The sequence below is a fragment of the Azospirillum agricola genome (assembly GCF_020005195.1).
Taxonomy (GTDB): Bacteria; Pseudomonadota; Alphaproteobacteria; order Azospirillales; family Azospirillaceae; genus Azospirillum; species Azospirillum agricola.
In genome coordinates, this window is record NZ_JAIFZR010000005.1 from 683,155 (window position 1) to 705,125 (window position 21,971).

Consider the following 21,971-nt stretch of genomic DNA (forward strand, 5'->3'; position numbering starts at 1 on the left):
TGCCCGTGCCAGGCACGGGCATGACGTGTCGGAAGAAGAGGAAGCCGAGCGATGCCTCCGCGTCCTCTCAGCCGATGCTGGAACTCGCCGCCGGTGCGCTGGCGTGGTTGAGAACGGTGACCGCCTTGCGGCTCATTTCGACGACGAGCACCGCGAGCATCACCAGCGAGGCGACCAGCATCAGGCGGGCAATGTCGCGAACATGGGCGCGCTTCTTCGCACCGGCGCGGCGTTGCCGCTGCATCAGGCGGGTGCGGGCGGCCTCGCGGCGGCTTTCCAGCCGTTCCTCGATCCAATCGGTCGCCGACATGACGCCCTCCCGCTTCGGTCATCGTATCAATTCGATTGGCTTTTATATAAAATTTTACGCGAATGCGCAAGAGGGCTCCGCAACCCGGCACTCCGCGCCAAAGAAAAAGGCCGCCCCCGAGGGAGCGGCCTTTTTTTTGCGGCGGAAGCCGACCGATCAGCGCGAGTAGAACTCGACGACCAGGTTCGGTTCCATCTGGACCGGGTACGGCACGTCGGCGAGCAGCGGCGCGCGGACGAAACGGCCCTTCAGGTTGCCGCCCTCGACCTCCAGATAGTCGGGGATGTCACGCTCGCCGGAAGCCGAGGCCTCCAGGATCAGCGCCATCTGCTTCGACTTGGCCTTGACCTCGACGACGTCGTTGTCCTTCAGGCGGGCCGAGGCGATGTTCAGGCGGCGGCCGTTGACCAGGATGTGGCCGTGGTTGATGATCTGGCGCGCGGCGAACGGGGTCGGCGCGAACTTCATGCGGTAGACCACCGCGTCCAGACGGCGCTCCAGCAGGCCGATCAGGTTCTCGCCGGTGTCGCCCTTGCGGCGGACGGCCTCGGCGTAGATGCGGCGGAACTGCTTCTCGCCGATGTTGCCGTAGTAGCCCTTCAGCTTCTGCTTGGCCATCAGCTGGAGGCCGTAGTCCGACGGCTTCTTGCGGCGCTGGCCGTGCTGGCCGGGACCGTACTCGCGCTTGTTCAGCGGGCTCTTGGAACGGCCCCAGAGGTTGACGCCGAGGCGGCGGTCGATCTTGTACTTGGACTCTTGACGCTTGCTCATGACTCTCACGTCCTCGTTGGAACACGAGTTGATGTTGTCCCGGTAGTTCCGCCAGCCTTGCGGCAACGGACGGGGCGCGCGCGCGAGGGCGCACACCCGCTTTCCCAGGAGGTGAAGGCGCGCACTATACGCATCCGCGCCCCTGAGTCAAACGCCGCGTCGCGGCAGGGCACGCATCGCCGGGTTCCGCTTGCGCCGCCCTCCGCTTTGCGCTCCCCTGCCGGCGGACGACGTGCGAAGAGGCGGGGCGATGGAACGGGTGGAGTGCGTGGTGGTCGGGGCCGGGGTGGTCGGGCTGGCGATCGCCCGGCGGCTGGCGCGGGCCGGACGCGAGGTGATCGTGCTGGAGGCCGCCGACGCCATCGGCACCGGGACCAGTTCGCGCAACTCCGAGGTCATCCACGCCGGCATCTACTACCCGACCGGCAGCCTGCGCGCCCGGCTCTGCGTCACCGGGCGGGACGCGCTCTATCAATACTGCGCCGAGCATGGGGTGGAGCACCGCCGGCTCGGCAAGCTGATCGTTGCGACCGAGGACGGCCAGCTCGCCCGGCTCGACGCGATCCGCGCCCAGGCCGCCGCCAACGGCGTCACCGACCTGTACGCCATCGACGCCGCCACCGCCCGCCAGTGGGAGCCCAACCTGCGCACCGTCGGCGCGCTGGTCTCGCCCTCCACCGGGATCGTCGACAGCCACGGGCTGATGCTGGCCCTGCTGGGCGACGCCGAGGATTCCGGCGCCATGCTGGCCCTGCTGAGCCCGCTGGAGCGCGTCCACCGTGAGACGGGCGGTTTCGTGCTGGAGGTCGGCGGCGCCGAACCGATGCGGCTGGGCTGCGCGACGCTGGTCAACGCCGCCGGGCTCGGCGCCTGGGCGGTCGCGTCCGGGCTGGAGGGCTTCCCGGCCGGGCATCTGCCGCCGCGCGTGCTGGCCAAGGGCAACTACTACGCGTTGGGCCAGGGCCGCTCGCCCTTCTCGCGCCTCGTCTACCCGGTGCCGGTCGATGGCGGGCTGGGGGTGCACCTGACGCTCGACCTCGCCGGGCAGGCGCGTTTCGGGCCGGACGTCGAATGGCTGGCGGACGCCGACGCCCCCGTCGACTACGCGGTCGATCCGGCGCGGGCCGACGCCTTCTACGACTCGGTGCGCGCCTATTGGCCCGGCCTGCCCGACGGGGCGCTGGTGCCGGCCTATTCCGGCGTGCGCCCCAAGCTGAGCGGCCCCGGCCAGCCGCAGCGGGATTTCGTGATCCAGGGGCATGAAACCCACGGGATTCCGGGGCTGGTCAACCTGTTCGGCATCGAATCGCCGGGTCTGACCTCCTGCCTCGCCATCGCCGACGCGGTCGCCGGGCTGCTCGATCGCTGACGGGATCCTTGACCGGCGGAGCGCGTCCCCCAATCTAGAGGATATGGCAGCGCCGAAAGCCTTTTGGGCTGCCCTTCGCCGGACGCCGGAAACGGGTCCTTGTTCCGTGCAACTCGCTCGCACCAAGAGGAGGATGCGCCCGTGACGACACGCCTGTCGCTCTTCAACAGCCCGCTGTTGCTGGGCTTCGACCAGTTCGAGCGCACGCTCGACCGGATCGCCAAGAATTCCGCCGAGGGCTATCCGCCCTACAACATCGAGCAGATCGGCGACGACGGCCTGCGCATCACCCTCGCGGTGGCCGGCTTCACCTCCGAGGACCTGTCGGTCCAGATCGAGGACAACCAGCTCGTCATCCGCGGCCGCCAGACCGACGACAAGTCGCGCCTGTACCTGCATCGCGGCATCGCCGCCCGCCAGTTCCAACGCAGCTTCGTGCTGGCCGACGGGATCGAGGTGATCGGCTGCTCGCTCGACAACGGGCTGCTGAACATCGACCTGACGCGCCCGATGCCCGAGCCCAAGGTCCGCACGATCAAGATCGAGCAACCCCGCGCCGCCGGCTCGCCGGGGCCGCAGACGATCGACGTCGCCGCCGACCGCCAAGGATCCTGACCATGACCACGACGCACCCCCTGCTCGCCCAGTTGAGCCATCTCTCGCCGCAGGACTTCGCGGCCTTCGGCCTGGGCCACGTCGCCTATGTCCGCCCGGTGGAGGTCGACGGCGAGACCGCCTTCTCCATCCACGCCGCCGACGGCACGCCGCTCAGCGTCATGCCGGAACGCGACGTCGCCTTCGCCGCCGTCCGCCAGAACGACATGGAGCCGCTGAGCGTCCATTGACGCCCGGCGCCCTCCCGCCACCGGCGATGGGCCGGTCCGCCCCCGCCGGGCGGACCGGCCTTTTCCATTGCGGGCGATGGCGTGCCTTTCCTATGGAAATTCCCTATGGGAATCCGGAGGCGGGCGTGGAATCTGGTTTCTTGCCTGGACCGCCACCTGTTGTATGGTGCGTTCGGCGATAACATTCGGACGGCGCCGCGCGCGCGTTGGGAGTGATCGGGGTGGAGGGCGACACAGGTCAGATCGAGACGGATGCGGCGAAGGCCGCCGCCAGCGGCGACGAGGCCAAGCGCAAGACCTGGGACGACGAGGCCCGCGACTCGCTGCACATCCTGCCGCTGTCGAGCATCCCGCTGGAGACCCCCGGACTCCAGCACGCCCGCCTGATCAAGAACGTCCGCCTCCAGACCGTCGTCGAGATGTTCCGCGACGCCCAGACCGGCAGCGGGCAGGTGGTGCCGCGCCACATCCCGGCCTATTTCGAATCCTACAAGGAGGAGGTCGAGCGCGATCTGCTGAAGATCGAGAAGATCGCCACCGCCTCCAGCTTCGACGTCTACTCCTCGCGCATCGAGCTGCGGCGGATGAACATCGACGTCAACAGCGTCGAATCCCTGACCCTGTCGGACCGCAAGAAGGCGGAGCTGACCAGCTACATGCGCGTCTTCACCCGCCCGTTGATGGAGTATGTCTACGGGCAGGAGGAGGTGCAGGTCGCCGACGTCAGCGACATCATCCGCATGTTCGCCACCCCCAACCGCGACGAGGCCCTGCGCAACCTGCGCATGATGGCCGACCGGCTCGACATCGGCCTGACCGAGATCCCCCAGTTCCTGGAGGAATACGGCGACATCTTCCTATCGCTGGCCTATTTCCGCAAATGCCTGGACGAGATCGTCCCCGAGGTCCAGCGCTTCGTCACCTGGATGGGCGAGATCCGCAGCTCCGCCGAGGTGAAGCGCGACCCCCGCCAGATGAAGATGCTGGACGAGATCGCCAACGACCTGACCGACATCTCGACCTCGATCACCGGGCGGTTCGAGAGCTTCGACAACCGGTCGAAGGACTTCTGGAACGACATCAACGCCGACACCTTCCGGGCGATCCGCGAGCTGATCGCCTCCCACCACGTCACCATCGGCGGCGTGCTGTGCGGGCTGGCGGTGAAGATGAACCTGTGGAAGAGCCGCTTCCTGCGCGGCGGCGGCGGTCCCAACCGCCGGATGGAGTTCGTGAAGTCCGAGATCCTGCCCGGCCTGTCGCACATCAAGGCGCTGGAGCAGTCGGCCCGCAGCTCCCACGTCTGAGGCTTTCCGTCGCCGCCCGGCCCGTCGGGCGTCCGGCGCGCGCCATCCGCGGCTCCCGGAACATGAAAGATTTGTCATCCTTCCCCGCTCTGTGAGGCCCCGCCGCGCACCCCCATATGCGCGGCGGCTTCACAGAACGGAGGACTTCCAATGGGCCTGTTCGACAAGTTCAAGGGCGCCGCCCCCCTGGAACTCACCCCCCGCCGCGCGCTGGCGGTGTCGTTGATCCAGTGCATGGGATCGGACGGCGAGATCGACCCGGAGGAGGTGGCCCACCTCGTCTCGGTGCTCGGCCGCAACGCCACCCGCGACGAGTTGGACCGCTGCCTGAAATACGCCCGCAGCACGCCCCCCGCCGCCTTCCTGCAAGAGATCACGCCCCGGCTGGACCAGAAGCAGCGCCTGTGCATCCTGCTGAACATGATCGACAGCGCCATGGCCGACGGCGAGGCCGAACCCGGCGAGCGCGACCTGATCATCCAGTACCAGCAGGCCTTCGGCCTCGACGACGCGACGATGGAGCCCTACTTCAACGCGCTGGTCGCCAAGAACGACCGCAGCGTGCTCGGCGCCTGATCCCGGCAACGGGGAAAGCGGCAAGGAAGACGGAGGGCGGCGGTTGCCATCGGCGCGCCGCCCGATCATCCTGACAGCACGCTGTCAGGAGGGGGTGTGTATAGAAGGGGGCGTGCCGGCGCGAACCCTTCCTCCCCCTCCCCTCTTGTCAGGAGCCTGTTCCATGAGCGCCACCCCCACGGCCATCGCCAACGTCGCCGTCTGGTTCGAAATCCCGGTCGCCGACCTTGCCCGCGCCGTCCACTTCTACGAGACGGTCTTCGCCGTCACGCTGCGCCAGGAAGGCTGCCCCAGCGGCATGGCGACGCCCATGGCGATCTTCCCGGCCGACGACCGGAACGCCGTCACCGGCGCCCTGATCCAGCACGAGAGCTGCACGCCCGGCGCCAGCGGCGCCACGGTCTACCTGAACGGCGGCGACGACCTGTCGGTTCCGCTGGCCCGCGCGCTGGAGGCCGGCGCCACCCTGGTGGTACCGAAGACGATCATCACCCCCGAGATCGGCTGGTTCGCCCAGTTCATCGACAGCGAGGGCAACCGCATCGGGCTGCATTCGCCGCACTGACCGCCGGTCCAAAGCCGCCGATCCGGAAGCCGCCGCCATGCGCCGCGCCGACCGCCTGTTCCAGATCGTCCAACAGCTCCGCAAGGGCCGGCTGGTGACGGCGGCCGAGCTGGCGCGGCGCCTGGAGGTCTCCGAACGCACCGTCTACCGCGACATGCGCGACCTGATCGGGTCGGGCGTGCCGGTGGAGGGGGAGGCCGGCGTCGGCTACCTTCTGCGCGACGGCTACGACCTGCCGCCGCTGATGTTCACCCGCGACGAGGTCGAGGCGCTGGTCGTCGGCGCCCGGCTGGCCCGCGCCTGGACCGGCGGCGAACTGGCCGAGGCCGCCGCCCGCGCCCTGGAGAAGGTCGAGGCGGCGGTGCCCGAGGCCCGGCGGCGCGAGCTGGCCGACAGCCGGCTGTTCGTCCCCGATTTCGGTTTCCCGGTCCCCCTGCGCGAGCGGATGGACACGCTGCGCGCGGCGATCAACGGCCGCCGCGTCGTGCTGTTCGACTACCGGCGCGAGGACGGAACCCATTCCGCCCGCTCGGTCCAGCCGCTCGGGCTGTTCTTCTGGGGCAAGGTGTGGACGCTCGGCGGCTGGTGCGAGCTGCGCGAGGATTTCCGCAGCTTTCGCCTCGACCGCATGGACGCGCTGCACCCGCTGGAGCGCGGCTTCGACGAGACGCCGGGCCGCAGCCTGTCCGACTACATCGCCCTGTGGAGCGGCTGCCACTGACCGGCGCCGGTTGTCGGCGGCCGGCCAGCGGCGGCCCGTTCCGTTACGACTTGGCCGGCAACAGGGCGGCCGCGCGCGCGGCGAGCAGCGCCGCCGCCTGGTCCGCCGCGACACGGGCCCGCGCGTCCTCCAGCCAGGGGCCGGCCGTTTCCGCCGCCGCCCCTTCCAGCTTGCCGAGCACCTCGACCGTCGCCACCAGGTCGCCGGAGGCGATCAGACTGCCGGCCTGTTCCAGCAAGCTGGCCGCGTTGCGCACCTCGCCGCCGCTGAAGCTCGCGGTGCGCAGCAGGTCGGCGGTGCCGGACAGCAGCGACCAGACCTGCTCGTAGAGACCCGGCCCATCGGTGGCCGGCGCGGCGGCCGTTTCGGCGCTTCCCTCGGCCGGGGCCGCCGCCGGAGGCGTGGCGACCTCCGCGGCGGAGGCCGGAGCCGCCTGGGCCGCTTGCGCGGCCTGCGCCGCCTTGGCGGCCTCCTCGGCGGCGGCGCGCAGGTCGGCGGCCAGTGCCTGGGGAACCACCAGCAGGAATCGCTCGGTCAGGTCGCCCGCGGTGGGGATGCCGGTCGCGGCGCGCGGCGCCAGACCGTCCAGCGCGGCCTGCAACGTGGCGTCGGCGACGCCGGAGGCGCGGACGGCGACCAGCTGCGCCGCGAAGGGATCGGAATCCGCCAGGGCGGCGGTGAGCTGCGCGATGGCCAGCGCGCCGAACGCCTTGGCGTCGGGCAGCGCCGCGATCTTGCGGTCGAGCGCGCCGAGGCTGGCCTCCAGCGCCGTCACCCGGTCGGCCAACGGGGCGCCCGCCGCCGCCACCACGCCGAGCCGGCTCTCGACCGTGCCGATCCGTCCGTCCAGAGCCTGGGCGGCGCTGGCCTGCCGGCGGAGGTCGGGCGACCAGTAGGGCAGGCTCGCGGTCGCCGCCAGTCCGGCGGTTCCCAGCAGCGCCGCGACGACCGCCAGCGCGAAGGCGCCCGACGAACGCACCGGAGCCGGAGCGGCGGACGGCAGGGTTTGTCCGGTGGAAGCCGGGCTGGCGGCGGGGGTCGGGGATTCGACCGTTTCACTGGAAGCAGAGGACACGACCGTCTCCATGGCGGAAGGAACTGCGGGATTGGGGGCTGGGCTGGCGGTGCGCTCCGGCTCGACGGCGGCATCCGCGGCAAGCGCCGGGGGCGGTTCGGAAACGGCCGCCGGGCCGGAAGCGGGCTCCGGTTCGGACGGGACGGGAGCCGCCGGGGATTGGCTCACCGCGGCCTCGGCGGGCGGCTCCGCCGCCGGGTCGGCAGCGGCAGCGACGGGCTCGGGATTGGGGGCAAGAGAAGGCTCCGCATCGGCGACCTCCAGGCCGCCGGCGGCCGTTTCCGAAGCGCCCTCCGCCGGCTTCCCATCGGAAGCAGCGTCGGGCGGCGCGCCCGGAGCCTCGCCGGAAGCCTCGGCCGGGGCGATGTTGTCACGCAACGAGGGACGCTTCCTTGAGGCCATCACTTCACCCTTCTGACAATCGCCGCGAGAACCTCGATCTCATCGTGCGCCGCCGAGCGGGGCGCGTAGGCGCCGACCCATTCGCCGGCCGTGAAGGCGTCGACATGGACGGTGCGCTGGCCGATGGCCGGAGCCACCGGCTCCCCGAAATCATGCAGCACCGCCTCGATCTCCTTGCCGGCGGCGGTTCGGCGATCGACCCGCGACGGCACCAGCAGGCAGGCGGGGCGGCGGTCGTCGCGCAGGCTGCGCGCCCGCCGCAGCAGGTCGATCGCCTTGGCCGTCGCCTTCAGGTCGGCGCCGCTGGCGGTCACCGGAACGACGAACAGGTTGGCCCCGACCAGCGCGTTCAGGGTCGCATCGCCCAACTGCGGCGGCAGATCGACGACGACAAAGTCGTGCCCGGCCTTCAGCTCGTCGACCGCCGCGTTCCAGGCCGCCGAACCGGCGCCGCCCGCATCCTCGAAGGGGTGGGAGCGGACGCCGACCCCGAGCCGGCCCTTGGCGCCCCAGTCGGTCGCCGTGCCCTGCCCGTCGGCATCGACGAGGACGACCTTCGCCCTCCCGCCGCTCGCCAGAGCGCAGGCTACATTGACGGCCACCGTGCTTTTGCCGGTTCCGCCTTTCAGGTTGCCGACCGCGACAATCTTTCCAGACATGGAGAAACGGTAACGCAGATATCTTTCGAAAGAAAAGCGCGGACGTGCACAAAAGAGTTAACCCGAGCGCGTTTTCCCGGCACCGCAACAAACCGGCACCGCCCGCCCACACCCCGGCCGAAACCGGGCGCAACCTCGGGCGGTCCTGGATGTTTCATGCCGGCCGGACGCCGGCGCGACGGCACACGAGACCGGCGAGGCGCTTTTTGGAAGGACACGCCAAGCGGGCATCAAGCGTCCCTCAGCGTTCTTCGCAGGCAGACTTTCCCAGGGAATCTGATAGGGGTACCTCTTTTTTTCCTACAAAGATAAAATAATTCTTATCAATGTTTATCGGATTTCTTGGGAAAATCGGAGCACCAAAGGAGTACCGCCGCCTTGCGACCATATGTTGACTTTGTCTCTTCAAAATTCGACCGACCAATTAACCTTGATTTAACCATAAACGGGCTATTCCAAAGCAGCGGCAAGGATGGGCGCAGCACGCGCCGGCCCCGGCCCGCTTCGTGTGGGAGCCTGTCGACGCCATGACCCTTCTGGCACGCCTCTTCGTTCTGGTCCTGCTCGCCGTGCTGCCGGCCATCGGCATCCAGCTCCACGGCGTGCTGACGCTCCGCGCCGAGCGCGAGGCGGAGATCGTGACCCAGGCCGAACGCCTGCTGCATCTGGTCGAAGGCGAACAGGCCCGCATCATCGACAGCGCCCACCTGATGATCACCGCCGTGACCGAGGCGTCCTTCCTGCGCAGCGGCGACACCGCGCGCTGCCAAGCCTACCTGCAACGGCTGGCCAGCCGCTCCGCCGACTACCGGACGATCACCGTGGCCGACGCCGGGGGGCGCGTGCTGTGCAGCGGCAACCTGAACAACCTGGACGCCTCGCTGGCCGAGCAGCCGCATTTCCGCCGCGCCCTGGCCGGGAACAGCTTCGTCGTCGGCGAATGGATGCCGGGCGGCGCGCAGGCCAACGGCGGCGAACTGCCGGTCGCCGCCCCCTTCCACGACGACGAGGGCAACACCGCCGGCGTGGTCACGCTGTCGCTCGACGTGCCTTGGCTGACCGCCAACTTCGCCGCGCGGCCGCTGCCCGAGAACGCCACCCTGACCGTCACCGACCGCGCCGGCACCATCCTGGTCACGCTGCCGGCTGGCGCCGGCCAGCCCGGCCAGCGCCTGCCCGAGTCCCAGATGGCGCTGCTGCGCGCCGACGCGATCGGCGTGACCACGCTGGAGGGGCTGGACGGCGTGCCGCGCGTCACCGCCTTCTCCCCGGCGGACAAGGGCGTTCCCGACCTCTTCATCAGCGTCGGGATCGACCAGCGGACGGCCATGGGCGCCGTGGACAGCGCCACCCGCGACGGCCTGATCCTCACCCTGCTGGGCTTCCTGGTCGCCGCCGCCGCCGCCTGGATCGGCGGCACCCTGTTCATCCGCCGCCCGGTCGGCGCGCTGGTCCGCGCCGCCCGCGACTGGAGCGCCGGGGAGACGGCGACCCGCGCCAACCTGTCCGACCGCTCGTCGGAGATCGGCCAGCTCGGCCACGCCTTCGACGCCATGGCCGACACGGTGGAGGCGCGCGCGGTGGAGCTGCGCCGGTCCGAGCGCCACACCCGCGCCGTGCTCGACGCCCTGCCGGCCTTCATCGGCGTGCTGACCCCCGACGGCGTGATCGCCGAGGTCAACCACGCCGCCGCCGAGGCCGCCGGCCTGCCGGCGTCGCGCATCGTCGGCCGCCCCTTCGAGGAGATGTGCTGGCTGTACCTCAACGAGCCCGGCCGCGACCGGCTGCGCGCGGCGCTGGCCCGCGCGGCGACCGGACGGACGGAGCGCTTCGACGCCGACATCCGGCTGGCCGGCGGCCGCGCCCGCACGCTCGACGTCGGGCTGACGCCGATGTTCGACACCGACGGCCGCATCACCCACCTGATCGCGTCGGGCCTCGACATCACCGAGCGCACGCGCACCGAGGAGGCCCTACGGGTCGCCGAGGAGCGTTTCCGCACCGGCCTGCGCAACTCCGGCGTGGTGGTGTTCAACCAGGACCGCAACCTGCGCTACAGCTGGGCGCACGCCTCGATGCTCGGCCACAGCCCGGAAGCGATGATCGGCCGCACCGACCACGACCTGTTCGAGCACGCCGAGGACGCCGACCGCACCACCGCCCTGAAGCGCCGCGTGCTGGAGACCGGCGAGGGCGCCCGCGCCGAGATCCGCATCCGCTGCAAGGGCGAGGACCGCTTCTTCGACCTGACCGTCGATCCGCTGCGCGTCGGCAACCGGGTGGAGGGCGTGACCTGCGCCGCCGTCGACGTCACCGGCCGCAAGCAGGCCGAGGCCGAGCTGTCCCGCCTGCGGGAGGAGGCCGACCGCGCCAACGAGGCCAAGTCGAAGTTCCTCGCCGCCGCCAGCCACGACCTGCGCCAGCCGGTGCAGTCGCTCTACCTGTTCGCGGCGGCGCTGGCCGACCGGCTGCAAGGCCATCCCGGCCTGCCCATGCTGGAGAACATGCGCCAGGGCCTCGACACGCTGAAGGGTCTGCTCGACGGGCTGCTCGACATGTCGCGGCTGGAATCGGGCAGGATCGTCGCCGCCCCGACCGACGTGCGGCTCAACCAGCTTCTCGGCCGGCTGGTCGCCGAGTACGGCCCGCGCGCGGCGCAGAAGGGGCTGGAGCTGCGCGCCATCCCGACCCGCGCCTGGGTCCGCACCGACCCGGCCCATCTGGAGCGCATCCTGCGCAACCTGATGGAGAACGCCCTGCGCTACACCCACAGCGGCCGCGTGCTGCTCGGCTGCCGCCGCACCGCCGAGGGCGTCCGGGTCGAGGTGTGGGACAGCGGCGTCGGCATTCCGGCCAACCGGCTGGAGGACATCTTCGAGGAGTTCACCCAGCTCGGCGAGCCCAACGCGCGCGGCCTGGGGCTGGGGCTCGCCATCGTGCAGCGGCTGTCGCGGCTGCTCGGCCACCGGGTGACGGTGCGCTCCACCGAGGGCAAGGGCTCGGTCTTCGCGGTCGAGCTGCCGCGCGTCGTGCTCGCCGCCCCGCCGCGCGCCGCCCACCGCCCGGGCCACGCGTCGGGCCACGGGTCGGGCACTGCCGCCGCCGCCGCATCGCTGGCCCTGCGCTCGGTCGCCAACGACGAGCCGTCGAAGGGCGGCGCCTCCACGTCGGGCAAGGGCGTGGTGCTGGTGATCGACGACGAGGCGATCATCCTGCTGGGCCTGAAGGCGATGCTGGAGGGCTGGGGCTACGACGTGCTGACCGCCAAGTCGGGCGACCAGGCGCTGGAGCGCCTGCGCGCCGACGGCCGCCGCCCGCAGATCGTGCTGGCCGACTACCAGCTCCAGCGCGGCCGCACCGGCCCGGAGGCGCTGGTCGCGGTGCAGGATCTGGTGGGCAAGGACGTGCCGGGCATCATCCTGACCGGCGACACCGCGCCGGAACGCCTGCGCGAGGCCGAGCGCAACGGCTTCCGCATCCTGCACAAGCCGGTGTTCCCCAACGACCTGCGCCGCATGATGGCGAGCGCCGGCGCGGCCTGAACGCCGGTTTCCACGGTCGATGCCGCGTCAGGCCGCCGCCCGCGGCCGGCGCGGAGCCTTGCCGCCCTTGCAGGGGCTGTAGCCGCCGGGCGCCAGCTGCCCGAAGGTGATCCCCGTCGCCTTGGCGATCTCCGGCAGGCCGCCCAGCCCCAGCTCCCGCGTCGCCGCCAGGGCGATGCGCCCGCAGGCTTCGGCGTCGCTGCCGGCCCGGTGGTGGTCGAGCGCGATGCCGAGGAAGTCGGCGAGGTGGTTCAGCTTGTGCGCGGTCAGCGCCGGCCAGGCCCGCCGCGCCAGCACCACCGTGCACAAGTAGGAGCAGGCCGGCCAGTCGAGCCCGTAGTCGGTCAGGGTGTGGCGCAGCACGCTGAGGTCGAAGGCGGCGTTGTGGGCCAGCACCAGCCGCCCCTCCATGCGGTCGCGCAGGCGCGCCCACACCGCCGGAAATTCCGGGGCGTCGGCGACGTCCTCGGCGCGGATGCCGTGGATGACGGTGTTGAAGGGGTTGAAGCGCATCTCGCGCGGGCGGATCAGATGCTCCTCGGTCTCCGTCACCCGCCCGTTCTCGATCCAGGCGACGCCGATGGAACAGGCGCTGGTGCGCAGTTCGTTGGCCGTCTCGAAATCGATGGCGACGGCAAGACCCTCGGTCTCGAACAGGGGAAGCGTCGCGCCACGAACGGTCATTGGCATTCTCACAGGCGGATCAGGCGGGCGACGTCGGCGGGCAGCAGCCCCTCCGCCGCCATCAGGCGCACCTTGAACAGGCTGGCCACCGCCATCGAGTCGGTGATCTCGCCACGCATCGCCATGGCGACCGCCTCGGCGAAGGGAACCCGGCGGGTCGCCAGCACCTCAGTGTCGTCGGGGCAGGCGTCGCCCTGCTCCAGCCCCCAGGCGAGGAAGGTGTAGGCCACCTCGTCGGTGATGCAGTTGGACAGGTGAAGGGTCATCAGCGGCAGCCAGTGGCGCGCCGTCTGGCCGGTTTCCTCCAGCAGTTCGCGGGCCGCCGACTCCTGCGGATCGACGCCCTTCGCACCGCCCCCCTCCGGGATCTCCCAGCTGTAGCGTTCCAGCGGGAAGCGGTACTGGCCGACCAGGGTGACGTTCCCGTCATCGTCGATGGGAACCACGCCGGTGGCGAGGCTGCGCGGGCGGACCACCCCGTAGATTCCCGGATTGCCCTTCGGCGTCAGCACTTTGTGCTCGATCACCTCGATCCAGGCGTTCTCGTACTTGGTCGTGCTGGTCAGCACGGTCCAAGGATTGCCGGTGTCGTGCGGCACGCGAAACCCTCCGTCGGTTGCGTTCGGACTATAGGTGGGCGGGCCCGCCGCCGCAACGGGAGCACCGACGATCAAAACTTGGGCAGACTCGCTAAAATTTTCCCAGAATTGGGCTCAATCAAAAGAAAATCGTTAAATATTGGTTTCTTGACAGGCAAGTTCGACCTTCTTACTTCTATATTGCAGGATAGAAAGGGGCAAGCAACGCCCCGCGATGATTCGTCTAAAATTTGTTTTATCTCGGGCTCGATCGGAGGAAGGCAGGGTCTTGGTCCCGCGCGACATCGAACGCTGGCACAACCCGGATTGGCGCACCCGCCTGGAAGCTTGGTGGGAAGGCTACGACCTGTCCAAGCTGCCGCGTCCGGGCAGCCGCCCCGGCGCCCGTTCGGCCCGCGACCACCGCCCGGCCCCGCAGCCGGTCGACAGCCTGGGCACCGCCCTGCCGGTCGCCGGCCCGGCCTCGCCGCTCCCGGCGGCCTCCGTCGACGATGCCGAACTCGACCGCCTGTCGCTGATGCAGCTCGACCGCCACGGCGAGCCGGTGTGGTCGCCGGCCCGCACCGAGGGCGCGCAGTTCCTGTGGGGAGAGGACCAGACCGGACCGGGCGACGCCCAGTGGGTGGTCGATGCGGCGCGCCCCTTCGGGCTGAACGCCGCCAAGAGCGTGCTCGACCTGTCGGCCGGTCTGGGCGGGCCGGCGCGCGCGCTGGCGACCGCCTGCGACACCTGGGTGACCGGGCTGGAGCCGTCGCCGCTGCTGGCAAAGATGGCGATGGACCGTTCGAGGACGCTCGGCCTGTCGAAGAAGGCGCCGATCGCCCATTACGACCCCGAGCATTTCAACCAGGCCGGCAGCTTCGATCTGGTGATGGCCGACCGGATCGTCCACCGGGTCCGCGACAAGGAGATGCTGCTCGACCGCATCGGCGAATGCGTCAAGCCGAAGGGCGGCATCCTGATGTTCGACTACGTCATCGACGGCACACCCGGTTCCTGGGACAACTGGAACGGCTGGCGGGAGGAGGAGCCGCTGGACGTCTATCCCTGGACCGGAACCCGTCTGGCCGACGAGCTGACCCAGCGCAACCTCGACCTCCGCATCACCGAGGACTTGACGCAACTGCACCGCCGCCAGATCGTCGAGCGCGTCCGCAAGCTGGGCGAGGCGCTGAAGACCAGCGTCCCCGGCTCCCGCGTCCTCACCGCCCTGTCGCGCGAGCTGAAGCTGTGGTGGGCCCGGCTCCAGGTGCTGGGCAACGGGCTGCGCTTCTGCCGCTACGTGGCGATGAAGCCGGCCTGAAGGCGCGATCCGAACGCGCGATCCGAACGCGCGAACCGAACTCCTGGCCTGAACCGAAGTTCCGCCCCAATACCCACACCGCGCCTGTTGACACATCCGCCGCGACGACTTGCGGCGGCGCGCTTGTCTTCCAATCCGCTCCGGTACTTCCAAGTGGTCGTACCAGTATGGTCCGAATTCACCACCTTCCGCCATTGTGTTCCCGCGCCCGAAACAGGCCCGCCAGAGCCCGGCCATTCCCTTGCATTCTTGGGATCGCGACTTAGATCCTGTGCGAAATTTGCACGGGACGCCAGCCCGATCCCAAGCCCGATCCCCAAGCGTCGCCTGCGATCACCGGACTCCGTCGCCGAGAACACAAAAGCCAAGGAGGGTTCCCGTGACCACATTCACCGGTCAGGACACGTTGAAGACCCGCCGTTCCATCGCGGTGGGCGGCCACAGCTACGACTATTTCAGCCTGAAGGCCGCCGAGGACTCGGGGCTGGGCGATCTGTCGCGGCTGCCCTTCTCGATGAAGGTGCTGCTGGAGAACCTGCTGCGCTTCGAGGATGGCCGGACGGTCTCCGTGGACGACGTGAAGGCGGTCGCGCAGTGGCTGGTCGACAAGCGGTCCGACCGCGAGATCGCCTACCGCCCGGCCCGCGTGCTGATGCAGGATTTCACCGGCGTGCCGGCGGTCTGCGATCTGGCGGCGATGCGGGAGGCGATGGCGTCGCTCGGCGGCGACCCGGCGAAGATCAACCCGCTGGTCCCGGTCGATCTCGTCATCGACCACTCGGTGATGGTCGATTTCTTCGGCGGCAAGGACGCCTTCCAGAAGAACGTCGACCTTGAGTTCGAGCGCAACCTGGAACGCTACGCCTTCCTGCGCTGGGGCCAGAAGGCCTTCGACAATTTCCGCGTCGTGCCGCCCGGCACCGGCATCTGCCACCAGGTGAACACCGAGTATCTGGCCCAGGTCGTCTGGACCGATTCCGACCCGTCCGGCAAGCCGGTCGCCTACCCCGACACGCTGGTCGGCACCGACAGCCACACCACCATGGTCAACGGCCTCGCGGTGCTCGGCTGGGGCGTCGGCGGCATCGAGGCCGAGGCGGCGATGCTCGGCCAGCCGATCTCCATGCTGATCCCCGAGGTCGTCGGCTTCAAGCTGACCGGCAAGCTGAGGGAGGGCACCACCGCCACCGACCTCGTGCTGACCGTCACCCAGATGCTGCGCAAGAAGGGGGTGGTCGGCAAGTTCGTCGAGTTCTTCGGCCCCGGACTCGACGGGCTGACCCTGCCCGACCGCGCCACCATCGGCAACATGGCGCCCGAATACGGCGCGACCTGCGGCATCTTCCCGATCGACGCCGAGACCATCCGCTACCTGACCTTCACCGGCCGCGACGCCGACCGCGTGGCGCTGGTCGAGGCCTACGCCAAGGCCCAGGGCATGTGGCGCGAGCCGGACAGCCCCGATCCGGTCTTCACCGAGACGCTGGAACTCGACATGGGCACGGTCGAGCCGTCGCTGGCCGGGCCGAAGCGCCCGCAGGACCGCGTGCCGCTGTCGGGTCTGGCGCAGGGCTTCGCCACCGACATGGTCGAGGCGTTCAAGGCCGACGATCCCAAGAAGGCCGTCCCGGTCAAGGGCAGCGACTACAGCCTGGAGCAGGGCGCCGTGGTGATCGCCGCGATCACCTCCTGCACCAACACCTCCAACCCGGCCGTCCTGGTCGCCGCCGGGCTGGTCGCCAAGAAGGCGGTCGAGAAGGGGCTGACGCAGAAGCCCTGGGTGAAGACCTCGCTGGCGCCCGGCTCCCAGGTCGTCACCGACTATCTCGCCAAGGCGGGCTTGCAGCCCTACCTCGACCAGATCGGCTTCAACATCGTCGGCTACGGCTGCACCACCTGCATCGGCAACTCCGGCCCGCTGCCCGACGCCATCGCGGCGGCCGTGGAGGAGGGCAACCTCGTCGTCGGCGCCGTGCTGTCGGGCAACCGCAACTTCGAGGGCCGCGTCAACCCGCACACCCGCGCCAACTACCTCGCCTCGCCGCCGCTCTGCGTCGCCTACGCGCTGGCCGGCAACCTGCTGGTGGATCTGACCAGGGATCCCATCGGCACCGGGTCGGACGGGCAGCCGGTCTACCTCAAGGACATCTGGCCGAGCAACCGCGAGGTCCAGGACGCCATCGCCGCCTCGCTGACCGCCGACATGTTCCGCAGCCGCTATTCCGACGTCTTCAAGGGGCCGGAGCAGTGGCAGGCCATCGCCACGGCCGAGGGCCAGACCTACCAGTGGCAGGACAGCTCGACCTACGTGAAGCTGCCGCCCTTCTTCGCCGACCTCGGCAAGACCCCCGGCGCGGTGTCGGACGTCAAGGGCGCCCGCGCGCTGGCGGTGCTCGGCGACTCGATCACCACCGACCACATCTCCCCGGCCGGCTCGATCAAGAAGACCAGCCCGGCCGGCGAGTATCTGCTGAGCTACCAGGTGCGCCCGCAGGACTTCAACAGCTACGGCGCGCGGCGCGGCAACCACGAGGTTATGATGCGCGGCACCTTCGCCAACATCCGCATCAAGAACGAGCTGGTTCCCGGCGTGGAGGGCGGCGAGACCAGGCACTACCCGTCGGGCGAGCGGCTGCCGATCTACACCGCCGCCATGCGCTACGCCGACGAGGGGGTGCCGCTGGTCGTCGTCGCCGGCAAGGAGTACGGCACCGGCTCGTCGCGCGACTGGGCGGCGAAGGGCACCAAGCTGCTGGGCATCAAGGCGGTCATCGCCGAGAGCTTCGAGCGCATCCACCGCTCCAATCTGGTCGGGATGGGCATCCTGCCCTTGCAGTTCAAGGACGGCATCACCCGCGCCTCGCTGAAGCTGGACGGCTCCGAGAGTTTCGACATCGTCGGCATCGAGAACGGCCTGCGTCCGCGCAAGGACGTCGACCTGACCCTCACCCGCGCCGACGGCAGCAAGGAGTTCTACACGCTGCTGCTGCGCATCGACACGCTGGATGAGGTCGAATATTACAAGAACGGCGGCGTTCTGAACTATGTGCTACGGAACCTGGCCGCGTAATAGTCAAATCGTCACAATCGAGACAAGGGCCGCTTCCGAAAGGAAGCGGCCTTTCTCGTTCGTGAAAACATTCGGAACCCTTCCAGTCGACGACAAGACCGGCCGGACACATGGCTCGCATTCGCGGCCATCATGACGGTTTGGGTTGGCGGGAAAAGCGCCGATGTGCTTTTAAAAGCGGCAACAACGGCAGCGCTTACGATACAATGATTGTCCGAATGTCCGTCTCTCCAATGATAACGAACGCCACGGCGTCACCCCCTGGGCCCGGCCCGAAGCATCCTCCACACGGCGCTTCCTGACCGGAGCCGCCCGTCTTCGATTTTTGCCCAACCGGCGGAACAATCCGACCCCACCGGGCGTCAATGCTCAGCGGAGCCGCCGCACCATCTCCAGCGGCCGAACCGGGAGCCGCCCGGTCGTCTCAAAAAAGGTATGACCACCATGTTTTGCTACGGCATCGTCGCCGCATCGCTCGGCGTCCTCCTGCTGTCGGGCATCGGCTTCAGCCTCCAGCTCCCCTCGGGACTGGACAAGCCCCAGACCGCCGACGACACCAAGAGGCGCGCCCAGACCGAAGACATCATGGGGTGACGGGAGCGCTCATGGTTTTGAGACACGGATGAACACGAATGGAGCCGTCACCTCCGATCCGTGTCCATCCGTGAGCCGGCGCAGCCGGCATCCGTGTTCATCCGTGTCAAACCCTCCCCCCTGACAGAGCGCACGACGGACCATCCGGCCCCTCTTCCCCATGGAGGAGGGGCTTTTTTCATTCAGAGGCTTTGTCCGCAAAAGAAAGCCCCCGCCGGAGAACTCCGGCGGGGGCCAACTTCACAGCGGACCGTAACCGCGCAAGCTTACGCCGCGACGACCTCGACCTTGTCCGCGACGTCCTGAAAGGCCGGGATCTGGTCGAAGTTCATGTAGCGGTAGACCTCGGCGGCCTTCTCGTTCACGACGCCGACCTGGGCCAGATACTCCTCGTTGGTCGGGATCTTGCCCAGCAGCGCCGCGACGGCGGCCAGTTCGGCCGACGACAGGTAGACGCGGGTGTCGATGCCCAGACGGTTCGGGAAGTTGCGGGTCGAGGTCGAGATCGCGGTCGAGCCCTTGCGGATCTGCGCCTGGTTGCCCATGCACAAGCTACAGCCCGGCATCTCCATGCGGGCGCCGGCCTTGCCGAGCGTGGCGTAGTAGCCTTCCTCGGTCAGCATCATCGCGTCCATCTTGGTCGGCGGCGCGATCCACAGGCGGGTCGGGATGTCCGACTTGCCGTTCAGGATCTTACCGGCGGCGCGGAAATGGCCGATGTTGGTCATGCAGGAGCCGATGAACACCTCGTCGATCGTGTCGCCGGCGACCTCGGCCAGCGTCTTCACGTCGTCCGGGTCGTTCGGGCAGGCGAGGATCGGCTCCTTGATGTCGGCCAGATCGATCTCGATCACCGCCGCGTAGTCGGCGTCGGCGTCCGGCTGCAACAGCTCCGGCTTGGCGATCCACGCCTCCATCGCCTTGATGCGGCGCTCCAGGGTGCGCTTCTCGGCGTACCCGTTGGCGATCATCCACTTCATCAGCGTGATGTTGGAGGTCATGTATTCGATGATCGGCGCCTTGTCGAGGTGCACCGTGCAGCCCGCCGCCGAGCGCTCGGCCGAGGCGTCGGACAGCTCGAACGCCTGCTCGACCTTCAGGTCGGGCAGCCCCTCGATCTCCAGGATGCGGCCGGAGAAGATGTTCTTCTTGCCCTTCTTCTCGACCGTCAGCAGGCCGGCCTTGATGGCGTAGAGCGGGATGGCGTTGACGAGGTCGCGCAGCGTGACGCCCGGCTGCATCGTGCCCTTGAAGCGCACCAGCACCGATTCCGGCATGTCGAGCGGCATGACGCCGGTGGCGGCGGCGAAGGCCACCAGACCGGAGCCGGCCGGGAAGGAAATGCCGATGGGGAAGCGGGTGTGGCTGTCACCGCCGGTGCCGACGGTGTCCGGCAGCAGCAGGCGGTTCAGCCAGGAGTGGATCACGCCGTCGCCCGGACGCAGCGCGACGCCGCCGCGGGTCGAGATGAAGTCCGGCAGCTCGTGGTGCATCTTCACGTCCACCAGCTTCGGGTAAGCGGCGGTGTGGCAGAAGGACTGCATCACGAGGTCGGCCGAGAAGCCCAGGCAGGCCAGATCCTTCAGCTCGTCGCGGGTCATCGGGCCGGTGGTGTCCTGCGACCCCACGGTGGTCATCTTCGGCTCGCAGTAGGTGCCGGGGCGCACGCCCTGGCCTTCCGGCAGGCCGCAGGCGCGACCGACCATCTTCTGGGCGAGGCTGAAGCCCTTGCCGCTGTCGGCCGGGGCGGCCGAGTGGCGGAACAGGGTCGAGGCCGGCAGGCCCAGCGCCTCGCGGGCGCGGCCGGTCAGGCCGCGGCCGATGATCAGCGGGATGCGGCCGCCGGCGCGCACCTCGTCGAAGATCACCTCGGACTTGACGGTGAATTCGGCGATGACCTCGCCGTTCTTCAGCGCCTTGCCCTCATAGGGGCGCAGCTCGATCACGTCGCCCATGTCCATCTTGCCGACGTCCAGCTCGATGGGCAGCGCGCCCGCGTCCTCCATGGTGTTGTAGAAGATCGGGGCGATCTTGGTGCCGAGGCAGACGCCGCCGAAGCGCTTGTTGGGGACGAAGGGGATGTCCTCGCCGGTGAACCACAGGACCGAGTTGGTCGCCGACTTGCGCGAGGAGCCGGTGCCCACCACGTCGCCGACATAGGCGATCAGGTTGCCCTTCTTCTGGAGCTCGGCGAGCTGCTTCGTCGGGCCGCGCATGCCCGGCTCGTCGGCCTCGATGCCGGGGCGCGGGTTCTTCAGCATCGCCAGCGCGTGCAGCGGGATGTCCGGGCGCGACCAGGCGTCGGGGGCCGGCGACAGGTCGTCCGTGTTGGTCTCGCCGGTCACCTTGAAGACGGTCAGCGTCAGCGAGGCCGGGACCTCCGGACGCGCGGTGAACCACTCGGCGTCGGCCCAGGATTGCAGAACCGCCTTGGCGTTGCCGTTGCCGGCGTCGGCCAGCGCCTTGACGTCGTGGAAGAAGTCGAAGACCAGCAGGGTCTTCTTCAGCCCCTCGGCCGCCGCGGCGCCGCACTCGGCGTCGGAGAGCAGGTCGATCAGCGGCTGGACGTTGAAACCGCCCAGCATGGTGCCGAGCAGCTCGGTGGCCTTGACGCGCGAGATCAGCGGGCTGCTGTCCAGGCCCTTGGCGACGGCGGCCAGGAAGCCGGCCTTGACGCGGGCGGCGTCGTCGACGCCGGCCGGAACGCGGTGGGTGACGAGGTCGAGGAGGAACGCCTCCTCCCCGGCCGGCGGAGCCTTCAGCAGGTCGATCAGGTCCGACGTCTGCTTGGCGGAGAGCGGCAGGGCCGGAATTCCAAGGGCGGCGCGTTCGGCCGCGTGCTGGCGGTAGGCTTCGAGCACGGCTGGGTTCCTCGCAAATGAAAGGCCGGCCCTTGGACAGGACCCCTGAGACGGCCCGCTTGACTTCAATTCGGCTTTATATCCGCGCGCAAATCAAAGAGCAAGGGGGCGCGTCCACTTCCCCTGATCGGTCACACGATGAAGAAACCGAGAGGTTTGAACTGGTATTACCTGTCCTTGGTATGACCATTCGGACCGACAACCTTACTTTAGACCTGCCGCTTGTTCGGCCGTCAGGATCACGATTCCATCCTCGTCGGCAAACACCACGTCGCCGGGCCGGACCGTGGCGCCGGGCAGTTCGGCGGGCACGTTGGCCAGCCCCTGGTCGCGGCGGGTCGAGGCGCGCGGGGTCGCCGCCAGCGCCTTGACGCCGAGGTCGAGCGCCGCCAGCTCGGCGACATCGCGCACGCAGCCCCAGATGACCACGCCGGCCCAGCCGTTCCGCACCGCCGAGGCGGCGATCATGTCGCCCATCAGCGCGCAGCGCAGGCTGCCGCCGCCGTCCACCACCAGCACCCGCCCCGCGCCGGGGGTGGCCAGCAGCTCCTTGACCCGCGAGTTGTCCTCGAAGCACTTGACGGTGACGGCCGGACCGGAGAAGCGCGTCACCGCGCCGAAATCCCGGAAGCCCGGCAGGACGAACCGGGCGTCGTCCTTGAAGCGGTCGAACAGGTCGCAGGTGGCAACGAAGGTCATCCCGGCAACTCCACGCGGT

19 protein-coding genes are annotated in these 21,971 nt (G+C 69.3%); 11 read left to right on the plus strand and 8 right to left on the minus strand.

Annotation, left to right across the window (positions count from 1 at the left end):
• Nucleotides 1-67: 67 nt before the first annotated feature.
• Together JN22_RS18170 and rpsD are read right to left on the minus strand one after the other, a co-directional pair.
• Entirely contained in the window at nucleotides 68-310 is a 243-nt protein-coding gene (locus tag JN22_RS18170) for a hypothetical protein (RefSeq protein WP_085555295.1), read from the minus strand.
• 156 nt (nucleotides 311-466) lie between these two features.
• Nucleotides 467-1,081 carry a 30S ribosomal protein S4 gene (gene rpsD, locus JN22_RS18175; protein ID WP_085555296.1) on the minus strand — a complete coding sequence of 205 codons (615 nt, stop codon included), beginning with the start codon at nucleotides 1,079-1,081 and terminating at the stop codon, nucleotides 467-469.
• Between the two features lie 250 nt (nucleotides 1,082-1,331).
• On the opposite strand from rpsD, the gene JN22_RS18180 reads away from it, so the two are divergent.
• From JN22_RS18180 to JN22_RS18210, 7 genes are all read left to right on the plus strand, one after another.
• A complete protein-coding gene (locus JN22_RS18180) occupies nucleotides 1,332-2,450 on the plus strand; it encodes an NAD(P)/FAD-dependent oxidoreductase (RefSeq protein ID WP_085555297.1) in 1,119 nt (372 codons plus the stop codon).
• A gap of 141 nt (nucleotides 2,451-2,591) precedes the next feature.
• The gene (locus tag JN22_RS18185; RefSeq protein WP_085555298.1) at nucleotides 2,592-3,065 is read left to right on the plus strand and encodes an Hsp20 family protein; all 474 of its coding nucleotides are present in this window, start codon (nucleotides 2,592-2,594) and stop codon (nucleotides 3,063-3,065) included.
• 2 nt (nucleotides 3,066-3,067) lie between these two features.
• On the plus strand, nucleotides 3,068-3,295 hold the full coding sequence (locus JN22_RS18190) for a DUF1150 family protein (protein ID WP_085555299.1): 228 nt from the start codon (nucleotides 3,068-3,070) through the stop codon (nucleotides 3,293-3,295).
• 221 nt (nucleotides 3,296-3,516) lie between these two features.
• The gene (locus JN22_RS18195; RefSeq protein WP_396021951.1) at nucleotides 3,517-4,602 is read left to right on the plus strand and encodes a hypothetical protein; all 1,086 of its coding nucleotides are present in this window, start codon (nucleotides 3,517-3,519) and stop codon (nucleotides 4,600-4,602) included.
• A 150-nt stretch (nucleotides 4,603-4,752) separates the two neighbouring features.
• Nucleotides 4,753-5,178, plus strand: a complete 426-nt coding sequence (locus tag JN22_RS18200) for a tellurite resistance TerB family protein (RefSeq protein WP_179166183.1) — start codon at nucleotides 4,753-4,755, stop codon at nucleotides 5,176-5,178.
• A 163-nt stretch (nucleotides 5,179-5,341) separates the two neighbouring features.
• Nucleotides 5,342-5,743, plus strand: coding sequence for a VOC family protein (locus tag JN22_RS18205; RefSeq protein ID WP_085555300.1), 402 nt, complete (start codon nucleotides 5,342-5,344; stop codon nucleotides 5,741-5,743).
• A 37-nt stretch (nucleotides 5,744-5,780) separates the two neighbouring features.
• Entirely contained in the window at nucleotides 5,781-6,464 is a 684-nt protein-coding gene (locus JN22_RS18210; RefSeq protein ID WP_085555301.1) for a helix-turn-helix transcriptional regulator, read from the plus strand.
• A 43-nt stretch (nucleotides 6,465-6,507) separates the two neighbouring features.
• Here the strand turns inward: JN22_RS18210 and JN22_RS18215 are convergent, their stop codons facing one another.
• Both JN22_RS18215 and JN22_RS18220 read right to left on the minus strand, forming a co-directional pair.
• Complete coding sequence (locus tag JN22_RS18215; RefSeq protein WP_143268354.1) at nucleotides 6,508-7,539, minus strand: hypothetical protein; 1,032 nt, start codon at nucleotides 7,537-7,539, stop codon at nucleotides 6,508-6,510.
• 401 nt (nucleotides 7,540-7,940) lie between these two features.
• Nucleotides 7,941-8,600 (minus strand): ParA family protein, encoded by a 660-nt coding sequence (locus JN22_RS18220; protein ID WP_085555303.1) that lies wholly within the window; start codon nucleotides 8,598-8,600, stop codon nucleotides 7,941-7,943.
• Nucleotides 8,601-9,127: 527 nt separating this feature from the next.
• On the opposite strand from JN22_RS18220, the gene JN22_RS18225 reads away from it, so the two are divergent.
• Nucleotides 9,128-12,142 (plus strand): PAS domain-containing protein, encoded by a 3,015-nt coding sequence (locus JN22_RS18225; protein ID WP_085555304.1) that lies wholly within the window; start codon nucleotides 9,128-9,130, stop codon nucleotides 12,140-12,142.
• 27 nt (nucleotides 12,143-12,169) lie between these two features.
• On the opposite strand, the gene JN22_RS18230 is transcribed toward JN22_RS18225, so the two are convergent.
• Nucleotides 12,170-12,826: a 3'-5' exonuclease gene (locus JN22_RS18230; RefSeq protein WP_085555305.1), complete on the minus strand. Its 657-nt coding sequence runs from the start codon at nucleotides 12,824-12,826 to the stop codon at nucleotides 12,170-12,172.
• Nucleotides 12,827-12,834: 8 nt separating this feature from the next.
• Entirely contained in the window at nucleotides 12,835-13,425 is a 591-nt protein-coding gene (locus tag JN22_RS18235; RefSeq protein ID WP_085555306.1) for an NUDIX domain-containing protein, read from the minus strand.
• Nucleotides 13,426-13,693: 268 nt separating this feature from the next.
• Between JN22_RS18235 and JN22_RS18240 the strand changes: the two genes are divergently transcribed.
• The 3 genes from JN22_RS18240 to JN22_RS18250 all read left to right on the plus strand — a co-directional run bounded on the left by JN22_RS18240 (nucleotide 13,694) and on the right by JN22_RS18250 (nucleotide 18,392).
• A complete protein-coding gene (locus tag JN22_RS18240; RefSeq protein WP_223677780.1) occupies nucleotides 13,694-14,728 on the plus strand; it encodes a class I SAM-dependent methyltransferase in 1,035 nt (344 codons plus the stop codon).
• Between the two features lie 379 nt (nucleotides 14,729-15,107).
• Complete coding sequence (gene acnA / locus JN22_RS18245; protein ID WP_085555308.1) at nucleotides 15,108-17,798, plus strand: aconitate hydratase AcnA; 2,691 nt, start codon at nucleotides 15,108-15,110, stop codon at nucleotides 17,796-17,798.
• Nucleotides 17,799-18,233: 435 nt separating this feature from the next.
• Nucleotides 18,234-18,392: a hypothetical protein gene (locus JN22_RS18250; protein WP_179166184.1), complete on the plus strand. Its 159-nt coding sequence runs from the start codon at nucleotides 18,234-18,236 to the stop codon at nucleotides 18,390-18,392.
• 266 nt (nucleotides 18,393-18,658) lie between these two features.
• On the opposite strand, the gene acnB is transcribed toward JN22_RS18250, so the two are convergent.
• Together acnB and rraA are read right to left on the minus strand one after the other, a co-directional pair.
• Nucleotides 18,659-21,253: a bifunctional aconitate hydratase 2/2-methylisocitrate dehydratase gene (gene acnB / locus JN22_RS18255; RefSeq protein WP_085555309.1), complete on the minus strand. Its 2,595-nt coding sequence runs from the start codon at nucleotides 21,251-21,253 to the stop codon at nucleotides 18,659-18,661.
• A 204-nt stretch (nucleotides 21,254-21,457) separates the two neighbouring features.
• Nucleotides 21,458-21,952, minus strand: a complete 495-nt coding sequence (rraA, locus tag JN22_RS18260) for a ribonuclease E activity regulator RraA (protein WP_085555310.1) — start codon at nucleotides 21,950-21,952, stop codon at nucleotides 21,458-21,460.
• Between the last annotated feature and the right edge of the window lie 19 nt (nucleotides 21,953-21,971).

Excerpts from the sequence above, each read along its gene's own strand:
- JN22_RS18170 (WP_085555295.1), bottom strand. The coding sequence starts at position 310 with ATGTCGGCGACCGATTGGATCGAGGAACGGCTGGAAAGCCGCCGCGAG.
- rpsD (WP_085555296.1), bottom strand. The coding sequence starts at position 1,081 with ATGAGCAAGCGTCAAGAGTCCAAGTACAAGATCGACCGCCGCCTCGGC.
- JN22_RS18180 (WP_085555297.1), top strand. The coding sequence starts at position 1,332 with ATGGAACGGGTGGAGTGCGTGGTGGTCGGGGCCGGGGTGGTCGGGCTG.
- JN22_RS18190 (WP_085555299.1), top strand. The coding sequence starts at position 3,068 with ATGACCACGACGCACCCCCTGCTCGCCCAGTTGAGCCATCTCTCGCCG.
- JN22_RS18200 (WP_179166183.1), top strand. The coding sequence starts at position 4,753 with ATGGGCCTGTTCGACAAGTTCAAGGGCGCCGCCCCCCTGGAACTCACC.
- JN22_RS18205 (WP_085555300.1), top strand. The coding sequence starts at position 5,342 with ATGAGCGCCACCCCCACGGCCATCGCCAACGTCGCCGTCTGGTTCGAA.
- JN22_RS18210 (WP_085555301.1), top strand. The coding sequence starts at position 5,781 with ATGCGCCGCGCCGACCGCCTGTTCCAGATCGTCCAACAGCTCCGCAAG.
- JN22_RS18220 (WP_085555303.1), bottom strand. The coding sequence starts at position 8,600 with ATGTCTGGAAAGATTGTCGCGGTCGGCAACCTGAAAGGCGGAACCGGC.
- JN22_RS18225 (WP_085555304.1), top strand. The coding sequence starts at position 9,128 with ATGACCCTTCTGGCACGCCTCTTCGTTCTGGTCCTGCTCGCCGTGCTG.
- JN22_RS18230 (WP_085555305.1), bottom strand. The coding sequence starts at position 12,826 with ATGACCGTTCGTGGCGCGACGCTTCCCCTGTTCGAGACCGAGGGTCTT.
- JN22_RS18250 (WP_179166184.1), top strand. The coding sequence starts at position 18,234 with ATGACCACCATGTTTTGCTACGGCATCGTCGCCGCATCGCTCGGCGTC.
- rraA (WP_085555310.1), bottom strand. The coding sequence starts at position 21,952 with ATGACCTTCGTTGCCACCTGCGACCTGTTCGACCGCTTCAAGGACGAC.